General features: G+C 35.5%; 16 protein-coding genes. All 16 read left to right on the top strand.

Annotated features, from left to right (window positions below; translation table 11 throughout):
• The first annotated feature begins 23 nt into the window (after positions 1 to 23).
• The 16 genes from EDD66_RS07040 to EDD66_RS06960 all read left to right on the top strand — a co-directional run bounded on the left by EDD66_RS07040 (position 24) and on the right by EDD66_RS06960 (position 15,853).
• Positions 24 to 1,382, top strand: a complete 1,359-nt coding sequence (locus EDD66_RS07040; protein WP_243115322.1) for a D-alanyl-D-alanine carboxypeptidase family protein — start codon at positions 24 to 26, stop codon at positions 1,380 to 1,382.
• A gap of 397 nt (positions 1,383 to 1,779) precedes the next feature.
• On the top strand, positions 1,780 to 3,759 hold the full coding sequence (locus EDD66_RS07035) for a DUF4118 domain-containing protein (RefSeq protein WP_170164273.1): 1,980 nt from the start codon (positions 1,780 to 1,782) through the stop codon (positions 3,757 to 3,759).
• A complete protein-coding gene (locus EDD66_RS07030) occupies positions 3,749 to 4,447 on the top strand; it encodes a response regulator (protein WP_123608847.1) in 699 nt (232 codons plus the stop codon). Before EDD66_RS07035 ends, EDD66_RS07030 begins: the two co-directional genes overlap by 11 nt.
• A gap of 177 nt (positions 4,448 to 4,624) precedes the next feature.
• A complete protein-coding gene (locus EDD66_RS07025; RefSeq protein WP_123608846.1) occupies positions 4,625 to 6,076 on the top strand; it encodes an acyl-CoA carboxylase subunit beta in 1,452 nt (483 codons plus the stop codon).
• A 77-nt stretch (positions 6,077 to 6,153) separates the two neighbouring features.
• Positions 6,154 to 6,501, top strand: coding sequence for an OadG family protein (locus tag EDD66_RS07020; RefSeq protein WP_123608845.1), 348 nt, complete (start codon positions 6,154 to 6,156; stop codon positions 6,499 to 6,501).
• Between the two features lie 20 nt (positions 6,502 to 6,521).
• Positions 6,522 to 6,935: a biotin/lipoyl-containing protein gene (locus EDD66_RS07015; RefSeq protein ID WP_123608844.1), complete on the top strand. Its 414-nt coding sequence runs from the start codon at positions 6,522 to 6,524 to the stop codon at positions 6,933 to 6,935.
• 27 nt (positions 6,936 to 6,962) lie between these two features.
• On the top strand, positions 6,963 to 8,117 hold the full coding sequence (locus tag EDD66_RS07010) for a sodium ion-translocating decarboxylase subunit beta (RefSeq protein WP_123608843.1): 1,155 nt from the start codon (positions 6,963 to 6,965) through the stop codon (positions 8,115 to 8,117).
• Positions 8,118 to 8,177: 60 nt separating this feature from the next.
• A complete protein-coding gene (locus EDD66_RS07005; RefSeq protein WP_123608842.1) occupies positions 8,178 to 9,590 on the top strand; it encodes an oxaloacetate decarboxylase subunit alpha in 1,413 nt (470 codons plus the stop codon).
• A 100-nt stretch (positions 9,591 to 9,690) separates the two neighbouring features.
• Positions 9,691 to 10,050 (top strand): putative DNA-binding protein, encoded by a 360-nt coding sequence (locus EDD66_RS07000; protein ID WP_123608841.1) that lies wholly within the window; start codon positions 9,691 to 9,693, stop codon positions 10,048 to 10,050.
• Positions 10,051 to 10,073: 23 nt separating this feature from the next.
• On the top strand, positions 10,074 to 11,420 hold the full coding sequence (ffh, locus tag EDD66_RS06995) for a signal recognition particle protein (RefSeq protein WP_123608840.1): 1,347 nt from the start codon (positions 10,074 to 10,076) through the stop codon (positions 11,418 to 11,420).
• Between the two features lie 89 nt (positions 11,421 to 11,509).
• Positions 11,510 to 11,755 carry a 30S ribosomal protein S16 gene (gene rpsP, locus EDD66_RS06990; RefSeq protein ID WP_123608839.1) on the top strand — a complete coding sequence of 82 codons (246 nt, stop codon included), beginning with the start codon at positions 11,510 to 11,512 and terminating at the stop codon, positions 11,753 to 11,755.
• A gap of 53 nt (positions 11,756 to 11,808) precedes the next feature.
• Positions 11,809 to 12,039, top strand: coding sequence for a KH domain-containing protein (locus EDD66_RS06985; RefSeq protein WP_123608838.1), 231 nt, complete (start codon positions 11,809 to 11,811; stop codon positions 12,037 to 12,039).
• An 80-nt stretch (positions 12,040 to 12,119) separates the two neighbouring features.
• Positions 12,120 to 12,629, top strand: coding sequence for a ribosome maturation factor RimM (gene rimM, locus EDD66_RS06980; protein WP_123608837.1), 510 nt, complete (start codon positions 12,120 to 12,122; stop codon positions 12,627 to 12,629).
• Positions 12,630 to 12,647: 18 nt separating this feature from the next.
• Positions 12,648 to 13,409 carry a tRNA (guanosine(37)-N1)-methyltransferase TrmD gene (trmD, locus tag EDD66_RS06975; RefSeq protein ID WP_123608836.1) on the top strand — a complete coding sequence of 254 codons (762 nt, stop codon included), beginning with the start codon at positions 12,648 to 12,650 and terminating at the stop codon, positions 13,407 to 13,409.
• Between the two features lie 16 nt (positions 13,410 to 13,425).
• On the top strand, positions 13,426 to 14,007 hold the full coding sequence (locus EDD66_RS06970) for an HD domain-containing protein (RefSeq protein ID WP_123608835.1): 582 nt from the start codon (positions 13,426 to 13,428) through the stop codon (positions 14,005 to 14,007).
• Positions 14,008 to 14,470: 463 nt separating this feature from the next.
• Complete coding sequence (locus EDD66_RS06960; RefSeq protein ID WP_243115321.1) at positions 14,471 to 15,853, top strand: hypothetical protein; 1,383 nt, start codon at positions 14,471 to 14,473, stop codon at positions 15,851 to 15,853.
• Positions 15,854 to 15,894 lie beyond the last annotated feature (41 nt).

The raw sequence follows: 15,894 nt of genomic DNA, 5'->3' as shown, positions 1-15,894 counted from the left end.
AAGAAATTAATTAGGTTGGGTATATGAAGAAAAAGATTAAAAGTTCTATTCTGGTGGGAGTGTTAATGTGTTCTGTTTCTTACGGGTATTATTTTTATCAAATAAATTCTGATGGTATCAGTGATGGAATAAATAATACTTCTCGTATCAGCATGGAGCAAGAAAATAATTCAGAACAAAAGGAAGATTTAAATGGGCAGGACAATAAGGATTCTACAGATGTAGAAAACAAAAAAAAGGAAGAAAATAAGGAAAAGCCAGAACAGGAAAATATAAAACTTTATGCAACTTCAGCTGTTCTATTAGATGCTTCAAATAATCGGATTCTTTATGAAAAAGACAGTAATAAAAAATTAGCAATGGCAAGTACAACTAAAATTATGACTTTAATTATCGCTCTTGAAAATGGAAATATGGATGATGTTGTAACTGTATCATCATATGCAGCAAGAATGCCGGATGTTCAGTTGAATATAAGGACGGGAGAAAAATATAAACTAAGAGATTTAATGTATTCACTCATGCTGGAATCCCACAACGATTCAGCGGTTGCAATTGCAGAACATATTGGGGGCTCTGTAGAAGGGTTTGCAAAGCTTATGAACCAGAAAGCAGAGGAAATTGGCTGCAAAGATACACATTTTGTGACACCAAATGGATTGGATGCAACAGATGGTCAGGGAGCACATTCTACTACAGCTGCTGATCTTGCAAGGATAATGAGCTATTGTATCAAAGAATCTTCCAAAAAAGATGAATTTCTAAAGATTACAAGGACTTCGAACCATACATTCTCTGATATTGAAGGAAAGCGTTCTTTCTCCTGCAGAAATCATAATGCATTTCTTACTATGATGGATGGGGCCTTATCCGGTAAAACCGGTTTTACAGGAAAAGCGGGATATTGTTACGTAGGTGCACTTGAAAGAGATGGAAGGACTTTTATTGTTGCATTACTTGCCTGTGGCTGGCCAAATAATAAAGGATATAAATGGGTAGACACTAAAAAATTAATGAATTATGGATTGGCAAATTATAAATACCGCACTTTTGATGAGATTGAGCTGAATCAAGGGAAGTTAGAACCAATCATGGTTGAAGATGGCCAGACTCAGTATATCGGCCAAACTGCAATGGTCGGCCTGGAAGTTAAGAGACCTGAATATGGAATGCTTATGAGAGATGATGAAATCATTGAGACAGAATATGAACTTAAAGATAAACTGGCTGCTCCTGTTGAAGCAGGAACAGTTGTTGGTGAAATTAAGTATTTAGTAGATGGCAAGATATGTAAGGTAGACACGATAGTGACCAATGGAGATGTTGAAAAGATTGATTTTAAATGGTGCTTCGATAAAGTTATAAATGAATTTTTAGAATAATTATTCATAAGGGGATAGTGCAAAATAAGTATCTGAATGATCCCATAGTAGATGTTTATACTTTGCAATATCCTCTTTTAATACGAATGATAACAGTAAGCTATGGTATAAAGATTGTGTTAAGGATTCAGAATATATATTGTAATGAAAAATGCAAAGAGTTATAATTCTCAATGGTTTTAAAGCAACGGATTAGGAAAATAGATCAATAACATATTCACTTAATTAGAATTTAGTTAAGATGATATACAAACTATGGTAAATCATGATATATTGAGATCAAGGAAAGAAGCATCCGTAAAAAATTCAAAAGTATTTTTAGATAAAATGACAGGAACCTTCGTATAACTTACGAGGGTTTCTTTTGAATGAATAAGAATTTAAAAGGAGTATGGATATGGATAAAATTACTGAAACAAGGAAGTTCCTTGTTTGTATAGGCAGTTCACCTACCTCTGCAAAATGTATTTATTGGGCGGAGAAAAATGCAGAAACATTTTCGTCGGCCTGGACAGCCGTTTATGTTGAGAGTGATGAGGGCTTATATTTAAAAGACAGTGAAAAGAAAAGCCTTCAATCTAATATGGAGCTTGCTACACAGTTAGGGGGAGAAGTAGTTACTCTTAATGGGCATAATATTGCCATGGCTGTTGCGGAATATGCAAAACGTACAGGTACTACTGATATTGCAGTAGGTAAAAGTAGAAATAAAAAAACATTTATAAACATATTTAAGTTGGATCTGGAAGATAAATTGATGTCTCTTTTACCTGACGTAGAAATTCATGTATTACCGGATCATAATATTACTAAGACATATCGTAAGAATCCAAAGATTTTATTGATTAAACCTGTATTGACATGGAAAGATACGGGAATTACTTTATTCACTCTAATTTGTGCAAGTGTGATCTCGCTATTTTTAAATAGGATTCATATAGAGAATGAAAATATGATTTTGATGTATATATTATCTGTTCTTATTATATCCAGGGTTACCACTGGTTATATTTATGGTGTTGCAGGGTCTGTTTTTAGTGTTTTAATCTTTAATTATCTTTTTGCAGAACCATATTATTCATTTATAGCAATACAAAAGGGTGATCTCATTACATTTACCATTATGCTGTTTGTAGCTCTTACGACTAGTACGTTAACTGTCAGAGTGAAAGCACAGGCTAATTATGCATTTGAACGGGAAAAACGAACAGAAATACTATATGAGATAAATAAAAAACTACTTGTAACTACCGGACTTACGAACATTGTTCATCTGACCAATGAATATATAATAAAAATTTTTCGTCGCTCGGTCATATTTTATATCAGCGATCCTTTTAATGGAGCAGAGGGAATTTTAATGAAATATGAAGAAGAGGAAGATATGGATTTTATGATGTCTGAAGCTGAAAAAGCAGTAGCTCACTGGGTATTTTTAAATCAAAAGAGAGCAGGGGCAGGAACAGAGGTCCAAATGGCGTCAGAAGTGTTCTATATACCTGTCATTTCAAGAGGACAAGTACTTGGTGTCATTGGATTATCCTGTATGAATGGCTCCTTTATAGATCAGAACAACCTCCTATTTCTAAGAATGATTGTTTCAATCGCAGCAATGGCATTAGAACGCCAACAGCTATCAGATAAACAGAGAATTATTCTTGTTCAGTCTGAGAAAGAAAAGATGCGAAGCAACTTGCTGCGCGCTGTCTCTCATGACTTACGAACCCCCCTGACAGGAATTTTAGGAGCAAGTTCAACGATCTTAGAAAATAGTGATACTTTAGATAAAGATACGAAATTGAACCTGATATCTAATATTAAAGAAGAATCACAATGGCTCATACGAATGGTTGAAAATCTCTTATCTGTCACAAGAATCAACGGAGAGTCCAGCGAAGTCAGGAAATGTCCAGAAGCAGCAGAAGAAATTGTAGCTGCAGCAATTGGAAGGACAAGAAAAAGATTTAAAGATTGTAAGATAAATGTGAAGGTGCCCGATGAACTTTTAATTGTTCCAATGGATGGCATATTAATCGAGCAGGTAATTATAAATTTATTGGAAAATGCAATTAAACATTCGGGAGTAGATATAGAAATTAATGTAGACGTAAAGAAAGAACAGGATACAGCGATTTTTGAAATAAGCGATAATGGGGAAGGAATCACGGAACAGGATCTGCCTTATCTATTAGATAATTTCAATCCAAAGAAAGAGAAAGCCTCGGATTCCTCAAGAGGTATGGGAATAGGACTTTCAATCTGCATGTCTATAATCAAAGCTCACCATGGAAAAATGGAAGTTGAAAATAATATAAGCGGCGGTGCTATATTTAGATTTGCCTTACCATTAGAAGGAGGGACAGATAGTGAATCATAAATTATTAATCTTGTTAGTTGAGGATGAAACTGTAATTTGCAATTTCATATCAACTATCTTAACGACTCATAATTATAATGTTATTAAAGCAAATAATGGGAAAGATGCAATCTCACTGGCAACATCCCATTGCCCGGATTTAATCCTACTTGATTTAGGATTACCGGATATGGATGGAGAAGAAATCATTAAACAAATTCGTTCCTGGAGCACTCTTCCTATAATAGTTGTTTCTGCAAGGGAATATGAACAAGATAAGGTCAGAGCGTTAGATCTTGGAGCGGACGATTATATTACAAAACCATTTGGTACCTCTGAACTACTGGCAAGAATAAGGACTGGGATCCGACATAGTAATAAAATGAGCAATAATTCCCCAGAGTCAGAAATATCCATTGGCAATCTTAACATTAACTACGAAAAAAGAATCGTTAAAGTAGAGGATAAGATCGTTCATTTAACACCAATTGAATATAAAATTATTACATTACTGTCGAAAAATATAGGAAAGGTTTTAACTCATGAAAGCATCATAAAAGAAATATGGGGGCCATTTATAAATGAAAATCAAGCACTTAGAGTAAATATGGCGAATATAAGACGCAAGATAGAAAAAAATCCTGCAGAACCCCAATATATCATTACAGAAGTGGGAGTGGGATATAGAATGGTAGATGATGAGGGATGAAATTCGAATTATGCAATTTTTATCCCCTAAAAATGTGATTTTATTGAATACTGTATAATTGTTAAAAAATATGCAAAATATAGTAATTTATATTGAAATTTATAAGAAAAAGGTATACAATTATAATCGGTGGAATTTTGGTTTTACTTTAAAAAAATATAAATTGGAGGGCTTAAAATGAGTAACACAGCACAATTGTCAGCAAGAGAAAGAATACTCTCTTTACTTGACGATAATAGTTTTGTTGAAATTGGCGCTTTGGTGACAAAAAGAAGTACTGATTTTAACTTGCAGCAAAAAGAAATCCCTGCAGATGGTGTAATTACCGGTTATGGCGTTATTGATGGCAACCTGGTCTATGTATATAGTCAAGATTCCAGTTCATTAAATGGAACCATTGGTGAAATGCATGCAAAAAAAATTACACATATTTATGACTTGGCATTAAAAGTTGGAGCACCTGTGATTGGATTAGTTGACTGTGCAGGTCTGAGACTTCAAGAAGCTACAGATGCATTAAATGCATTTGGAGAGATTTATTTAAAACAATCTTTGGCATCTGGTGTACTTCCACAAATTACTGGTATTTTTGGCCACAGTGGTGGTGGTGTTTCAGTGTCTGCTTCATTAAGTGATTTTACATTTATGACAAAGCAAGCAAATCTATTTGTTAGTTCACCAAATGCACTGGATGGTAATTATACAGCAAAGCTAGATACCAGCAAGGCTGAATTTCAAGCAAATGCAGGTGTAGTGGATTTTGTTGGTGAAGATGATGCTTCTGTTTTAGCTCAAATTAGGACTTTAATTACTATTTTGCCTTCAAACAATGAAGATGATGCTTCTTATGAAGAATGTACGGATGATTTAAATCGTGTCGTACCAAGTTTAGGTATAGATCTTAAAGATACTGCAGTAGCACTTCGCGAAATATCGGATGACCGTTTTTTTGTTGAAGTAAAAGCAGATTATGCAAAAGAAATGGTAACCGGGTTTATTCGTTTAAATGGAATGACAGTAGGAGCTGTAGCTAACCGTACTGAAATTCTTGATTCAAATTTCAAGGCAACTGAGAAGTTTGATAGTCTTTTAACAAGCGCTGGATGTTATAAAGCAGCAAGATTTGTTTCAATCTGTGATGCTTTTAATATTCCTGTATTGACATTTACAAATATAACTGGATTTAAAGCAACAGTGGAAGAAGAGAAATCTATTGCTATTGCTTCAGCAAAATTGACTTATACATTTGCCAACGCAACTGTCCCTAAAGTAAATGTTATTGTTGGTAAAGCTTATGGCAGCCCATATGTAACAATGAATTCTAAACATATTGGTGCAGATTTAGTCTTTGCATGGGAAGGTACTGAAATTGGAATGATGGACTCCAAGGCAGCAGCTGAGATCATTTATGGAGATGAAATTAAAAACTCCAAAGAAGCACTGGCTGTTATCAATGAAAAGGCAGCTTTATATCAGGAATTACAATCCAGCCCGGAAGCAGCCGCAAAAAGAGGATATGTGGACAGTATCATTTCACCAGATACTACAAGAAAGCATTTAATTTACGCGTATGAAATGTTATTTACAAAAAGAGATAGCAGACCATCTAAGAAACATGGAACAATCTAGTATATAACTTTCATATATTGTAAGAATAATAGTGTTCAATTCAGAATACTTTCCATAGAAAAGTCGAGGTGAATCATATGGGAGAAATTTTAACCAAAGGATTGTTGGATACAGCGTTTGGTATGGGTATAGTCTTTGTACTATTAATTTTTTTAGCAATTATTATCTGGGCATTGAAGTTCATACCTATGTTAGTTGACAGCTTTAAAAAAAAAGAGGAAACAAATACTGCCGTTAGACAAGCAGTAGATACTACTATTTCACAAATCGAAGCAAGCGAACAAGAAAACTTAATTGGAGATGCTCAGCTAGTAGCTGTAATAACAGCAGCTATCATGGCTTCCATGGGAGATAATGTTCCAGCGGATGGATTTGTTGTACGATCAATTAAAAAAGCAAATAAGGCAACTTGGATTAGAGCGTAATCAATAGGAGGATATCAATAATGAGAAATTATAATATAACCGTTAATGGTCAAGTATATCAAGTAGCAGTGGAAGAAGTTGCAGCAGGTTCTTATGTAGCACCAGCAGCACCAGTTCAACCAGCAGCACCAGTTCAGCCAGTGGCACCAGCTCAGCCGGCAGTGCCAGTTCAACCAGTGGCAGCGCCAGCACCAGCGGCGGCACCAACAGGTTCTCAAGGGGCAACAAAAGTAAATGCACCAATGCCTGGTAAGATTTTAGACATTAAAGCAAATGTGGGCGATACTGTTAAGAAGGGCACTGTATTAGTTATTCTTGAAGCCATGAAGATGGAAAATGAAATCGTTGCTCCAAATGATGGTGTAGTAGCAAGCATTAATGTTGCGAAGAATCAAACAGTGGAACCAGGAGAAATCATTGCTACACTTAACTAGTTTTTAACTAACCCAGGAGGTAAACATATGGAGTATATAAGTAATGCATTACAAGGTCTGATAGACCAGATGGCTTTTCAGAATTTATACTGGGGAAATTATGTAATGATAGGTGTTGCGTTAATTTTTCTGTATTTAGCAATCAGACATGATTTTGAACCATTATTATTAATACCTATTGCATTTGGTATGTTACTTGTTAATTTATTTCCGGAGATTATGGCAAGGCCAACTGTAGATGCAGCAGGGAATGTTGTTCCTGGTGGATTGCTGCATTATTTTTATGTTGGAGATGAATGGGGAATCTTCCCGCCACTTATTTTCTTAGGTGTTGGTGCAATGACAGACTTTGGTCCATTGATAGCAAATCCAAAGAGTTTTATTCTTGGAGCAGCAGCACAGTTTGGTGTATATGTAGCTTATCTGGGAGCATTATTGATGGGATTTTCTGGCGGAGCTGCTGGAGCAATCGGTATCATAGGCGGAGCAGATGGTCCTACATCTATCTATCTTGCATCAAAACTTGCACCGGATTTATTAGGACCAATTGCAGTTGCAGCCTATTCTTATATGTCGCTGGTTCCTATCATACAACCACCGGTTATGAAATTATTAACAACGAAAGAAGAAAGAGCAATCAAGATGGAGCAGTTAAGACCTGTTTCCAAACTTGAAAAGATATGTTTCCCTATTATCATCACGATTGTAGTATCTATTCTTTTACCAACAACCGCACCACTTGTGGGTATGCTTATGCTTGGTAATCTTTTTAGAGAAGCCGGCAATGTAAAACAATTAGTAGAAACAAGCGCAAATTCACTTATGTACATAATTGTTATACTATTAGGAACATCTGTAGGTGCCACCACAAGTGCGGAAGCATTCCTAAAAGTATCAACAATAAAAATTGTTGCATTAGGCCTGGTAGCTTTCATTTTTGGAACCGCTGCCGGTGTTATTATAGGAAAGATTATGTGTAAATTATCCGGTGGTAAGATTAATCCTCTGATTGGTTCCGCAGGTGTTTCTGCCGTTCCAATGGCTGCCAGGGTTTCACAAAAAGTAGGTGCTGAAACAGATCCGACAAACTTCCTATTAATGCACGCTATGGGACCTAACGTTGCAGGTGTAATTGGAACAGCGGTAGCCGCTGGTACTTTCCTTGCAATCTATGGTAAATAGGAGTTTTGCAATTTCACATATGGGAAATAATTATAGATTATAAAAACAGGAGGTTTCGCAATGGCAGAACAAACAAAAAGACCAGTTAAAATAACTGAGACAATATTACGTGATGCGCACCAATCTCTTATCGCAACAAGAATGACAACAGAAGAAATGCTTCCAATCATTGATAAAATGGATAAAGTTGGTTATCATTCGGTTGAGTGTTGGGGTGGAGCTACCTTTGATGCATCACTTCGCTTCCTTAAAGAAGATCCATGGGAAAGGCTTAGAAAATTAAAAGCAGGATTTAAGAATACAAAACTTCAAATGTTATTTAGAGGTCAAAATATTTTAGGGTACCGTCATTATGCAGATGATGTAGTTGAATACTTTGTACAAAAATCTGTCGCTAATGGTATTGATATTATTCGTATTTTTGATGCGTTAAATGATTTGAGAAATCTTGAATGTGCCGTAAAGGCAGCAAATAAAGAAAAAGCTCATTCACAAGTGGCAATTTCCTATACTTTAGGAGATGCATATACTCACGAGTATTATATTAGTATGGCAAAAAGAATTGAAGAAATGGGTGCAGACTCTATCTGCCTAAAGGATATGGCAGGTTTATTGGTTCCTTATGAAGCAACTTCATTAATTACAGAATTGAAAGAAGCTGTTAAAATTCCAATTCAACTTCATACTCACTATACAAGCGGTGTGGCTGCAATGACTTATATGAAAGCAGTAGAAGCTGGATGTGATGTAATTGATACGGCAATGTCTCCATTCTCTATGGGAACAAGTCAGCCGGCAACTGAAGTTATGGTTGAAACATTTAAGGGAACTCCATACGATACCGGATTTGATCAGCAATTATTAGCTGAGATTGCAGATTATTTCAGACCAATGAGGGATGAAGCATTGGCTAGTGGTCTTCTTAATCCAAAGGTTATGGGGGTTGATATAAAGACTTTATTATATCAAGTACCAGGTGGTATGTTGTCCAATCTGGTTTCACAATTAAAAGAACAAAAAGCAGAAGATAAATATTATGAAGTTTTAAAAGAAATTCCAAGAGTACGTAAAGATTTCGGGGAACCGCCTCTCGTAACTCCTTCAAGTCAAATCGTTGGTACACAGGCAGTACTTAATGTATTAGCCGGAGAACGTTATAAGATGCTGACAAAAGAAAGTAAGGCAGTACTTCGTGGAGAATATGGTCAGACAGTAAAACCATTTGATCCAGAAGTTCAAAAGAAGGCAATTGGAGATGATAAACCAATTACCTGCCGTCCAGCCGATCTTTTAGAACCGGAACTTAAGAAGATAGAGGCAGAAATGATTCAATATAAAGAGCAGGATGAAGATATTTTATCTTATGCTTTATTCCCTCAGGTAGCTACTGAGTTCTTTAAATATCGTCAGGCTCAAAAGACAAAAGTAGATCAAACAATTGCAGATACAGCGAATGGCGCTTATCCGGTATAAAATTATAGCCATTATTTATATTTATGTCTTGACAAAGCACACTTAAGTGTTATATACTACCACCTGTAAAGAAAATTACTTTACAGGTGGTGTTTGATTTATGCAGAGCAATATTATTGAAAATCGAATAGAATTATCCATACTTTATGATTTTTATGGAGAATTACTGAAAGAAAGCCAGAAACAAATTTTTGAAGATTATATTCAAAATGATTTATCGTTAAGTGAGATTGCAATGGATGCAGGTATTAGCAGACAGGGAGTCCACGATATTATTAAACGATGCAGTAAGCAGCTGATAGATTATGAAGTAAAATTAAAATTAGTCGATAAATTTAAAAATACGAAAGAAAAAGTGAATGAAATCATCAGGATATCTAATTTGATAAAAGAAACGAAAGAGATATCAAGAATTGACGAAATAGAAGAATTATCCAGTAGTATATTAAATGAATTATAATGATAAATGCAGGAGGTGCATGAATGGCATTTGATAACTTATCCGAAAAACTTCAGAATGTATTTAAGAACCTCAGAGGAAAAGGCAGATTATCAGAAGCAGATGTAAAAGCTGCCTTAAAAGAAGTTAAGATGGCACTCCTTGAAGCAGATGTTAACTTTAAGGTTGTTAAGAATTTTATAAAGTCGGTAGAAGAACGTGCGATTGGACAGGATGTTATGAGCAGTTTAACTCCTGGACAGATGGTAATAAAGATAGTTAACGAAGAAATGGTTAAATTGATGGGTGATCAGACTACTGAAATAGCCCTAAAATCAGGCAATGAGATTACAGTAATTATGATGTGTGGTCTCCAGGGTGCCGGTAAAACAACAACTACTGCTAAAATAGCCGGAAAGCTAAAGAGTAAGGGTAAGAAACCTTTACTTGTAGCCTGTGATATATATAGACCTGCCGCAATCAAACAATTACAGGTGAATGGTGAAAAACAAGGTGTGAATGTATTCTCTATGGGAGATGGACATAAGCCGGTGAATATTGCAAAAGCAGCAATCGAGCATGCCGCAAAGAATGGTTTTAATGTGGTAATCCTTGATACTGCAGGACGTCTTCACATTGATGAAGAGATGATGGAAGAATTAATTGAGATTAAGACAAATGTTGAAATACATCAGGCAATCTTAGTTGTTGATGCAATGACAGGTCAGGATGCAGTTAATGTATCGGAGATGTTTAATGAAAAGATTGGTATCGATGGTGTTATTCTTACTAAGTTAGATGGTGATACCAGAGGTGGTGCAGCCCTTTCCATTCGAGCTGTTACTGGAAGACCGATCCTCTATGTCGGCATGGGAGAAAAACTTTCTGATTTAGAACAGTTTTATCCGGACCGGATGGCTTCAAGAATTTTAGGGATGGGCGATATCCTCACATTGATTGATAAAGCACAAGCTGAAATTGATGAAGATAAAGCCAAAGAATTAGAGAAGAAGATGCGTAAAGCAGAATTTGACTTTAATGACTTTCTGGATCAGATGCAGCAGATTAAGAAAATGGGCGGACTTACTGATATTCTCAGTATGATGCCAGGAGTTGGAAGCCAGCTTAAGAATGTAGACATTGATGAGAATGCAATGTCTGGTGTGGAAGCAATCATCTATTCCATGACGAAAGAAGAACGTTCTAATCCCAACATCTTAAATCCTTCCAGGAAGAAAAGAATCGCTGCTGGTGCTGGTGTAGATATCAGCGAAGTGAATAAATTAGTAAAACAGTTTGAAAATTCCAGAAAGATGATGAAACAAATGTCTGGTATGATGTCAGGCAAAGGGAAAAAGAGAGGCGGATTTAAGCTTCCATTTGGTTTTTAAGAAAGGTTATAATATTGTTGTTGGTTTAAGCTGATGGCATTTAAAAATATAACAAAAACAAAGGAATGTTTTTAAGGAGGTGAAATGTAATGGCAGTAAAAATTAGATTAAAAAGATTAGGACAAAAAAAGGCTCCTTTCTATAGAATAGTTGTTTCTGATTCAAGATCTCCAAGAGATGGTAAATTCATCGAAGAAATTGGTACTTATGATCCAACTAAGGAACCAAGCGCTTTCAATGTGAATGAAGAAGCTGCAAAAAAATGGTTATCAAACGGTGCACAACCTACTGAAACAGTTAATAAGCTATTTAAAAATGCTGGTATTATTAAATAATTAACTAGTAAAAAATTCACGCAACAAGCTATGCTTGGTGGAGGTGCAAGGTAATGAAAGAATTAGTTGAAGTAATTGCTAAGTCACTTGTAGATCATCCGGATGAAGTGGTTGTAACAGAAACAGAAACTGAGAAATCCATTGTTGTTGAGCTTAAAGTAGCATCAGATGATATGGGTAAAGTTATCGGTAAACAAGGGCGTATTGCAAAAGCAATTCGTGCAGTTGTGAAAGCAGCCGCATCGAAAGATGATAAAAAAGTTGTTGTTGAAATTCAACAATAATTATTAAGAGACGGTCTCATGAACTGAGGCAGTCTCTTTTCTTGAAATAAATATATAATTTAAGTTTCAAAGGAGATAGTATGGATAATTTAATAAGAGTTGGCGTAATTACTTCTACCCATGGAATAAGAGGAGAAGTTAAGGTTTTTCCAACAACAGATGATGTCAATCAATTTAAAAAATTAAAAAATATTATTTTAGATACAGGAAAAGAACAGATTAACCTTGAAATTGAAGGAGTTAAATATTTTAAACAAATTGTAATTCTAAAGTTCAAAGGTATCGATAATATAAATGATATAGAAAAGTATAAGGGCAAAGATCTCTTAATTACAAGAGAAAATGCCGTTAAACTTAAAAAAGGTGAATATTTTATCTTCGATTTAATTGGCTGTAATGTAATTACAGATGAGGGACAGGAATTGGGAGAACTTATTGAAGTACTGCAGACTGGTGCCAACGATGTATATGTGGTAAAGACCAAAGATGGAAAAGAAATTTTACTGCCTTATATCAAAGAATGTATTTTAAACGTTGATATTGAACAGAAACAGATTCAGGCCCACATTATGCCAGGCTTGTTGGATTAGCAGGGAAGGGAAGATAAGATGAATTTTCATGTATTGACTTTGTTTCCAGAAATGATTGAGTATGGTCTAAATACCAGCATTACAGGACGAGCCATTGAAAAAGGCCAGATTAACTTAAATACCGTAAATATAAGAGATTTCTCAGAAAACAAACATCTTAAAGTAGATGATTATCCATATGGAGGAGGAGCTGGTATGGTTATGCAGGCGCCTCCTATATATGGCGCATATAAAAGTATCATAGAGATGATTAATATTGATAATAGTGATAAGAAGTATACGAAAACTGATCAAAGACCCCGAGTGATTTACTTAACGCCACAAGGGGAAGTCTTTCATCAAAAGAAAGCAGAGGAATTTTCCAAAGAAGAAGACCTTATTTTTCTATGTGGACATTATGAAGGAATTGATGAACGTGTTCTTGAGATGATTGTTACTGACAATATTTCCATAGGAGATTATGTACTGACTGGCGGTGAGTTGCCAGCCATGGTCTTAATGGATGCAATATCAAGATTAGTTCCTGGAGTTTTAAATAATGATGTCTCAGCAGAATTCGAATCTTTCCAGGATAATTTATTAGAGTATCCTCAATATACCAGACCGGAAGAATTTATGGGTAAGAAAGTACCTGAGGTCCTCCTTTCGGGCCATCATGGAAATATTGAAAAATGGAGGAGGGAACAATCTATTTTAAGAACGGCTGAGCGAAGACCTGATTTACTTGAAAAGGCTGAAATGAGTGATAAAGAAAAAGATTGGATCAAAAGTAAAAAGTAGATTGGAGAAAAAACAAATGAATGTAAGAAAATTTCTTGACTTGATGTCAATTGCAGAAAATTTAAAAAATAATACACGTCACTCATGGACATCATCAGGTCGTCACGAAAGTGTAGCAGAGCACAGCTGGCGTTTAGGATTAATGGCTTATTTTATGAAAGATGAATTTCCGGAAGCCGATATAAACAAAGTAATATTAATGTGTTTGTGTCATGATTTAGGAGAGGCAATTACCGGCGATATTCCAGCCTTTTTAAAAACAGAATCAGATGAATCTGTTGAAAATGATGCAGTTTCTAAATTGTTAGATACCATTCCACAGCCATATAAAGAGGAATTATCAGATTTATTTGCTGAGATGAATGGTTTGGAAACGTTAGAAGCAAAAATTTATAAAGCCCTTGATAAAATGGAGGCGATCATACAGCATAATGAGGCAGACATCGCAACCTGGTTACCATTAGAATATGATTTGAATCTGACCTATGGCACGAAGGAAGTTGAATTCTCAGGCTATATGAAACAATTAAAACAGGCAATTAATGAAGATACAATGAAAAAAATAGATTCTCAATCAGACGGGAGTGGTTTAAATTAATTATTCATTTGGTTTTTCATGGAAAGGTCTGCTTATTTTTCTATTACCTATGATACCTAATTTTCTTTATTTTGCATTTCCTAAGATATTACCCTCAAAAAGTACAAATCACGTATTACTAGATATTATAGAGCATGGAAGTCAGGCTGTTTTATTCGTTTTATTGATTTTTTTCTCAACAAAGAATGATGTTCCATTACAAAGGATATTTCTAATAGGTATGATCATATTTTTAATTCCTTATTATTTACTTTGGCTATTGTTAATTTTGGGCTATAAGAATTTGTTCATATTAATGTGTATGGCTGTTTTTCCTGTTATTTATTTCATTTTGGGTGAAATATGGATTAAAAATTATCCAGCCATTTTACCAACTCTGGTTTTTGGAGTCGTACATAGTATGATCACATACAAGGATTTTAAAGGAGATATTTAGGAAATTAATTTGGGAGGTATCCGAAATATGAAAAAAACGTACTTATTTGTTATATTACTATTTGTTACACTTTTAACAATTTCGTGTACGAGGCTAGGTGCTGAAAGAAGTAGGCATACGGACTCCATATCTCCATCGTCAATGAATGCAATACCGGAGCCAATGCCACTTACTTTTCATGAAGAGTATATTGCTCTTGTTGAAAGCTATATTGATGACGTCTCATTTCAGCAGATGGACGGAAGCAGAACAAAACAACTGTCTGATATGTTGATGGGACATTACGATATTATAGGGCGAACAACAGGAAATGGCATGGATTATTACTTAGCCATACGGCGCATGGATGCTCCCGTATATGATGATTTTAGCAGCATTGATATAGGGTATTTTTCAGAAGCCGGTGCAAAGAGTGAGGTTCTTCAAATCGGTTATTACGATAAGGACATTGATTCAAACATTCTATATGAGATTGAAGGCTATGATCTTCTTGAACTACCTCTTGGTAACGAAAACCTTAACTGCTTTTGCTTCAGTGAAAGCAAAAGCTCTGACGAATATGCAAATCAGACATTCATCCTTGCGTTTACAGAACACGGAAGAACTCAGCTTGATTTTATTAGAAAGAACGCAGGTCTGTCGTTATATAGGGCGAATTCTCCCTGCATTGAATTTTATTATCAAGATGATGATACCTTAAAGTTCTATTCATCGCCATACTCCTGTTTCATCAGCATAAGCGGCGATGAACTCGAAGAAATTATCACCCTATTCTCCGCTTCAAAGGTTGTAGATAATGTAAAATCACCACAAGAGGCGTGGAAATATATGCATGTAAAAGACAGCTCCATACGTTCGACAGGTGCCAGACTGCATATAGACGGGAAGCAGTATGAATTTTTAGGCAATAGTAATTCAGCAGGCTATATTATGTCTACTATGGATGAGCAGGGATTTATTGTCCTTGAATTTAACGAAGCCGTATATAGCTTTGTTATGGATAAAATAAAGAATGTCATGAAAATAGACTATGGAAGCTTTGATGCACAATGGTTTAAAATTCCTCTTAAAAGTGCCAGTATTGATTTCCCGGAACGTGTAGAGCAAGTCGATGGTTCCTATATCACTGATTTGCGGTCACAGACCGTAAATGATCCGGAAAAGCTCAATGCTTTGTCAAAGCTCATGGATAGAGCGATAAACAGCGAGGAGATATACGGCTTTTCCGGCTGTCCATATATTGCTTCGATAAAGTTTACACGGGAGGATGGTAAAATTCTGCGTGTATTTATCGCTACCGATTCCTGCGATTCCATGACATATGATGGAAGGATAGGTTTCGAATATGGTAAACAGTCTGATATGGCGGAAATTTTTGATGAAGCCATGGCAGATAGATTGATAAATTAGTGTTTTCTAATTTGGCTTAGCAGGGCGGTGGCTCTGTCTGA

This window comes from Mobilisporobacter senegalensis (assembly GCF_003752155.1).
GTDB lineage: Bacteria > Bacillota > Clostridia > Lachnospirales > Lachnospiraceae > Mobilisporobacter > Mobilisporobacter senegalensis.
The sequence above is the reverse complement of the archived record's forward strand: the minus strand, read 5'-3'. Positions and strand labels throughout refer to the sequence as shown.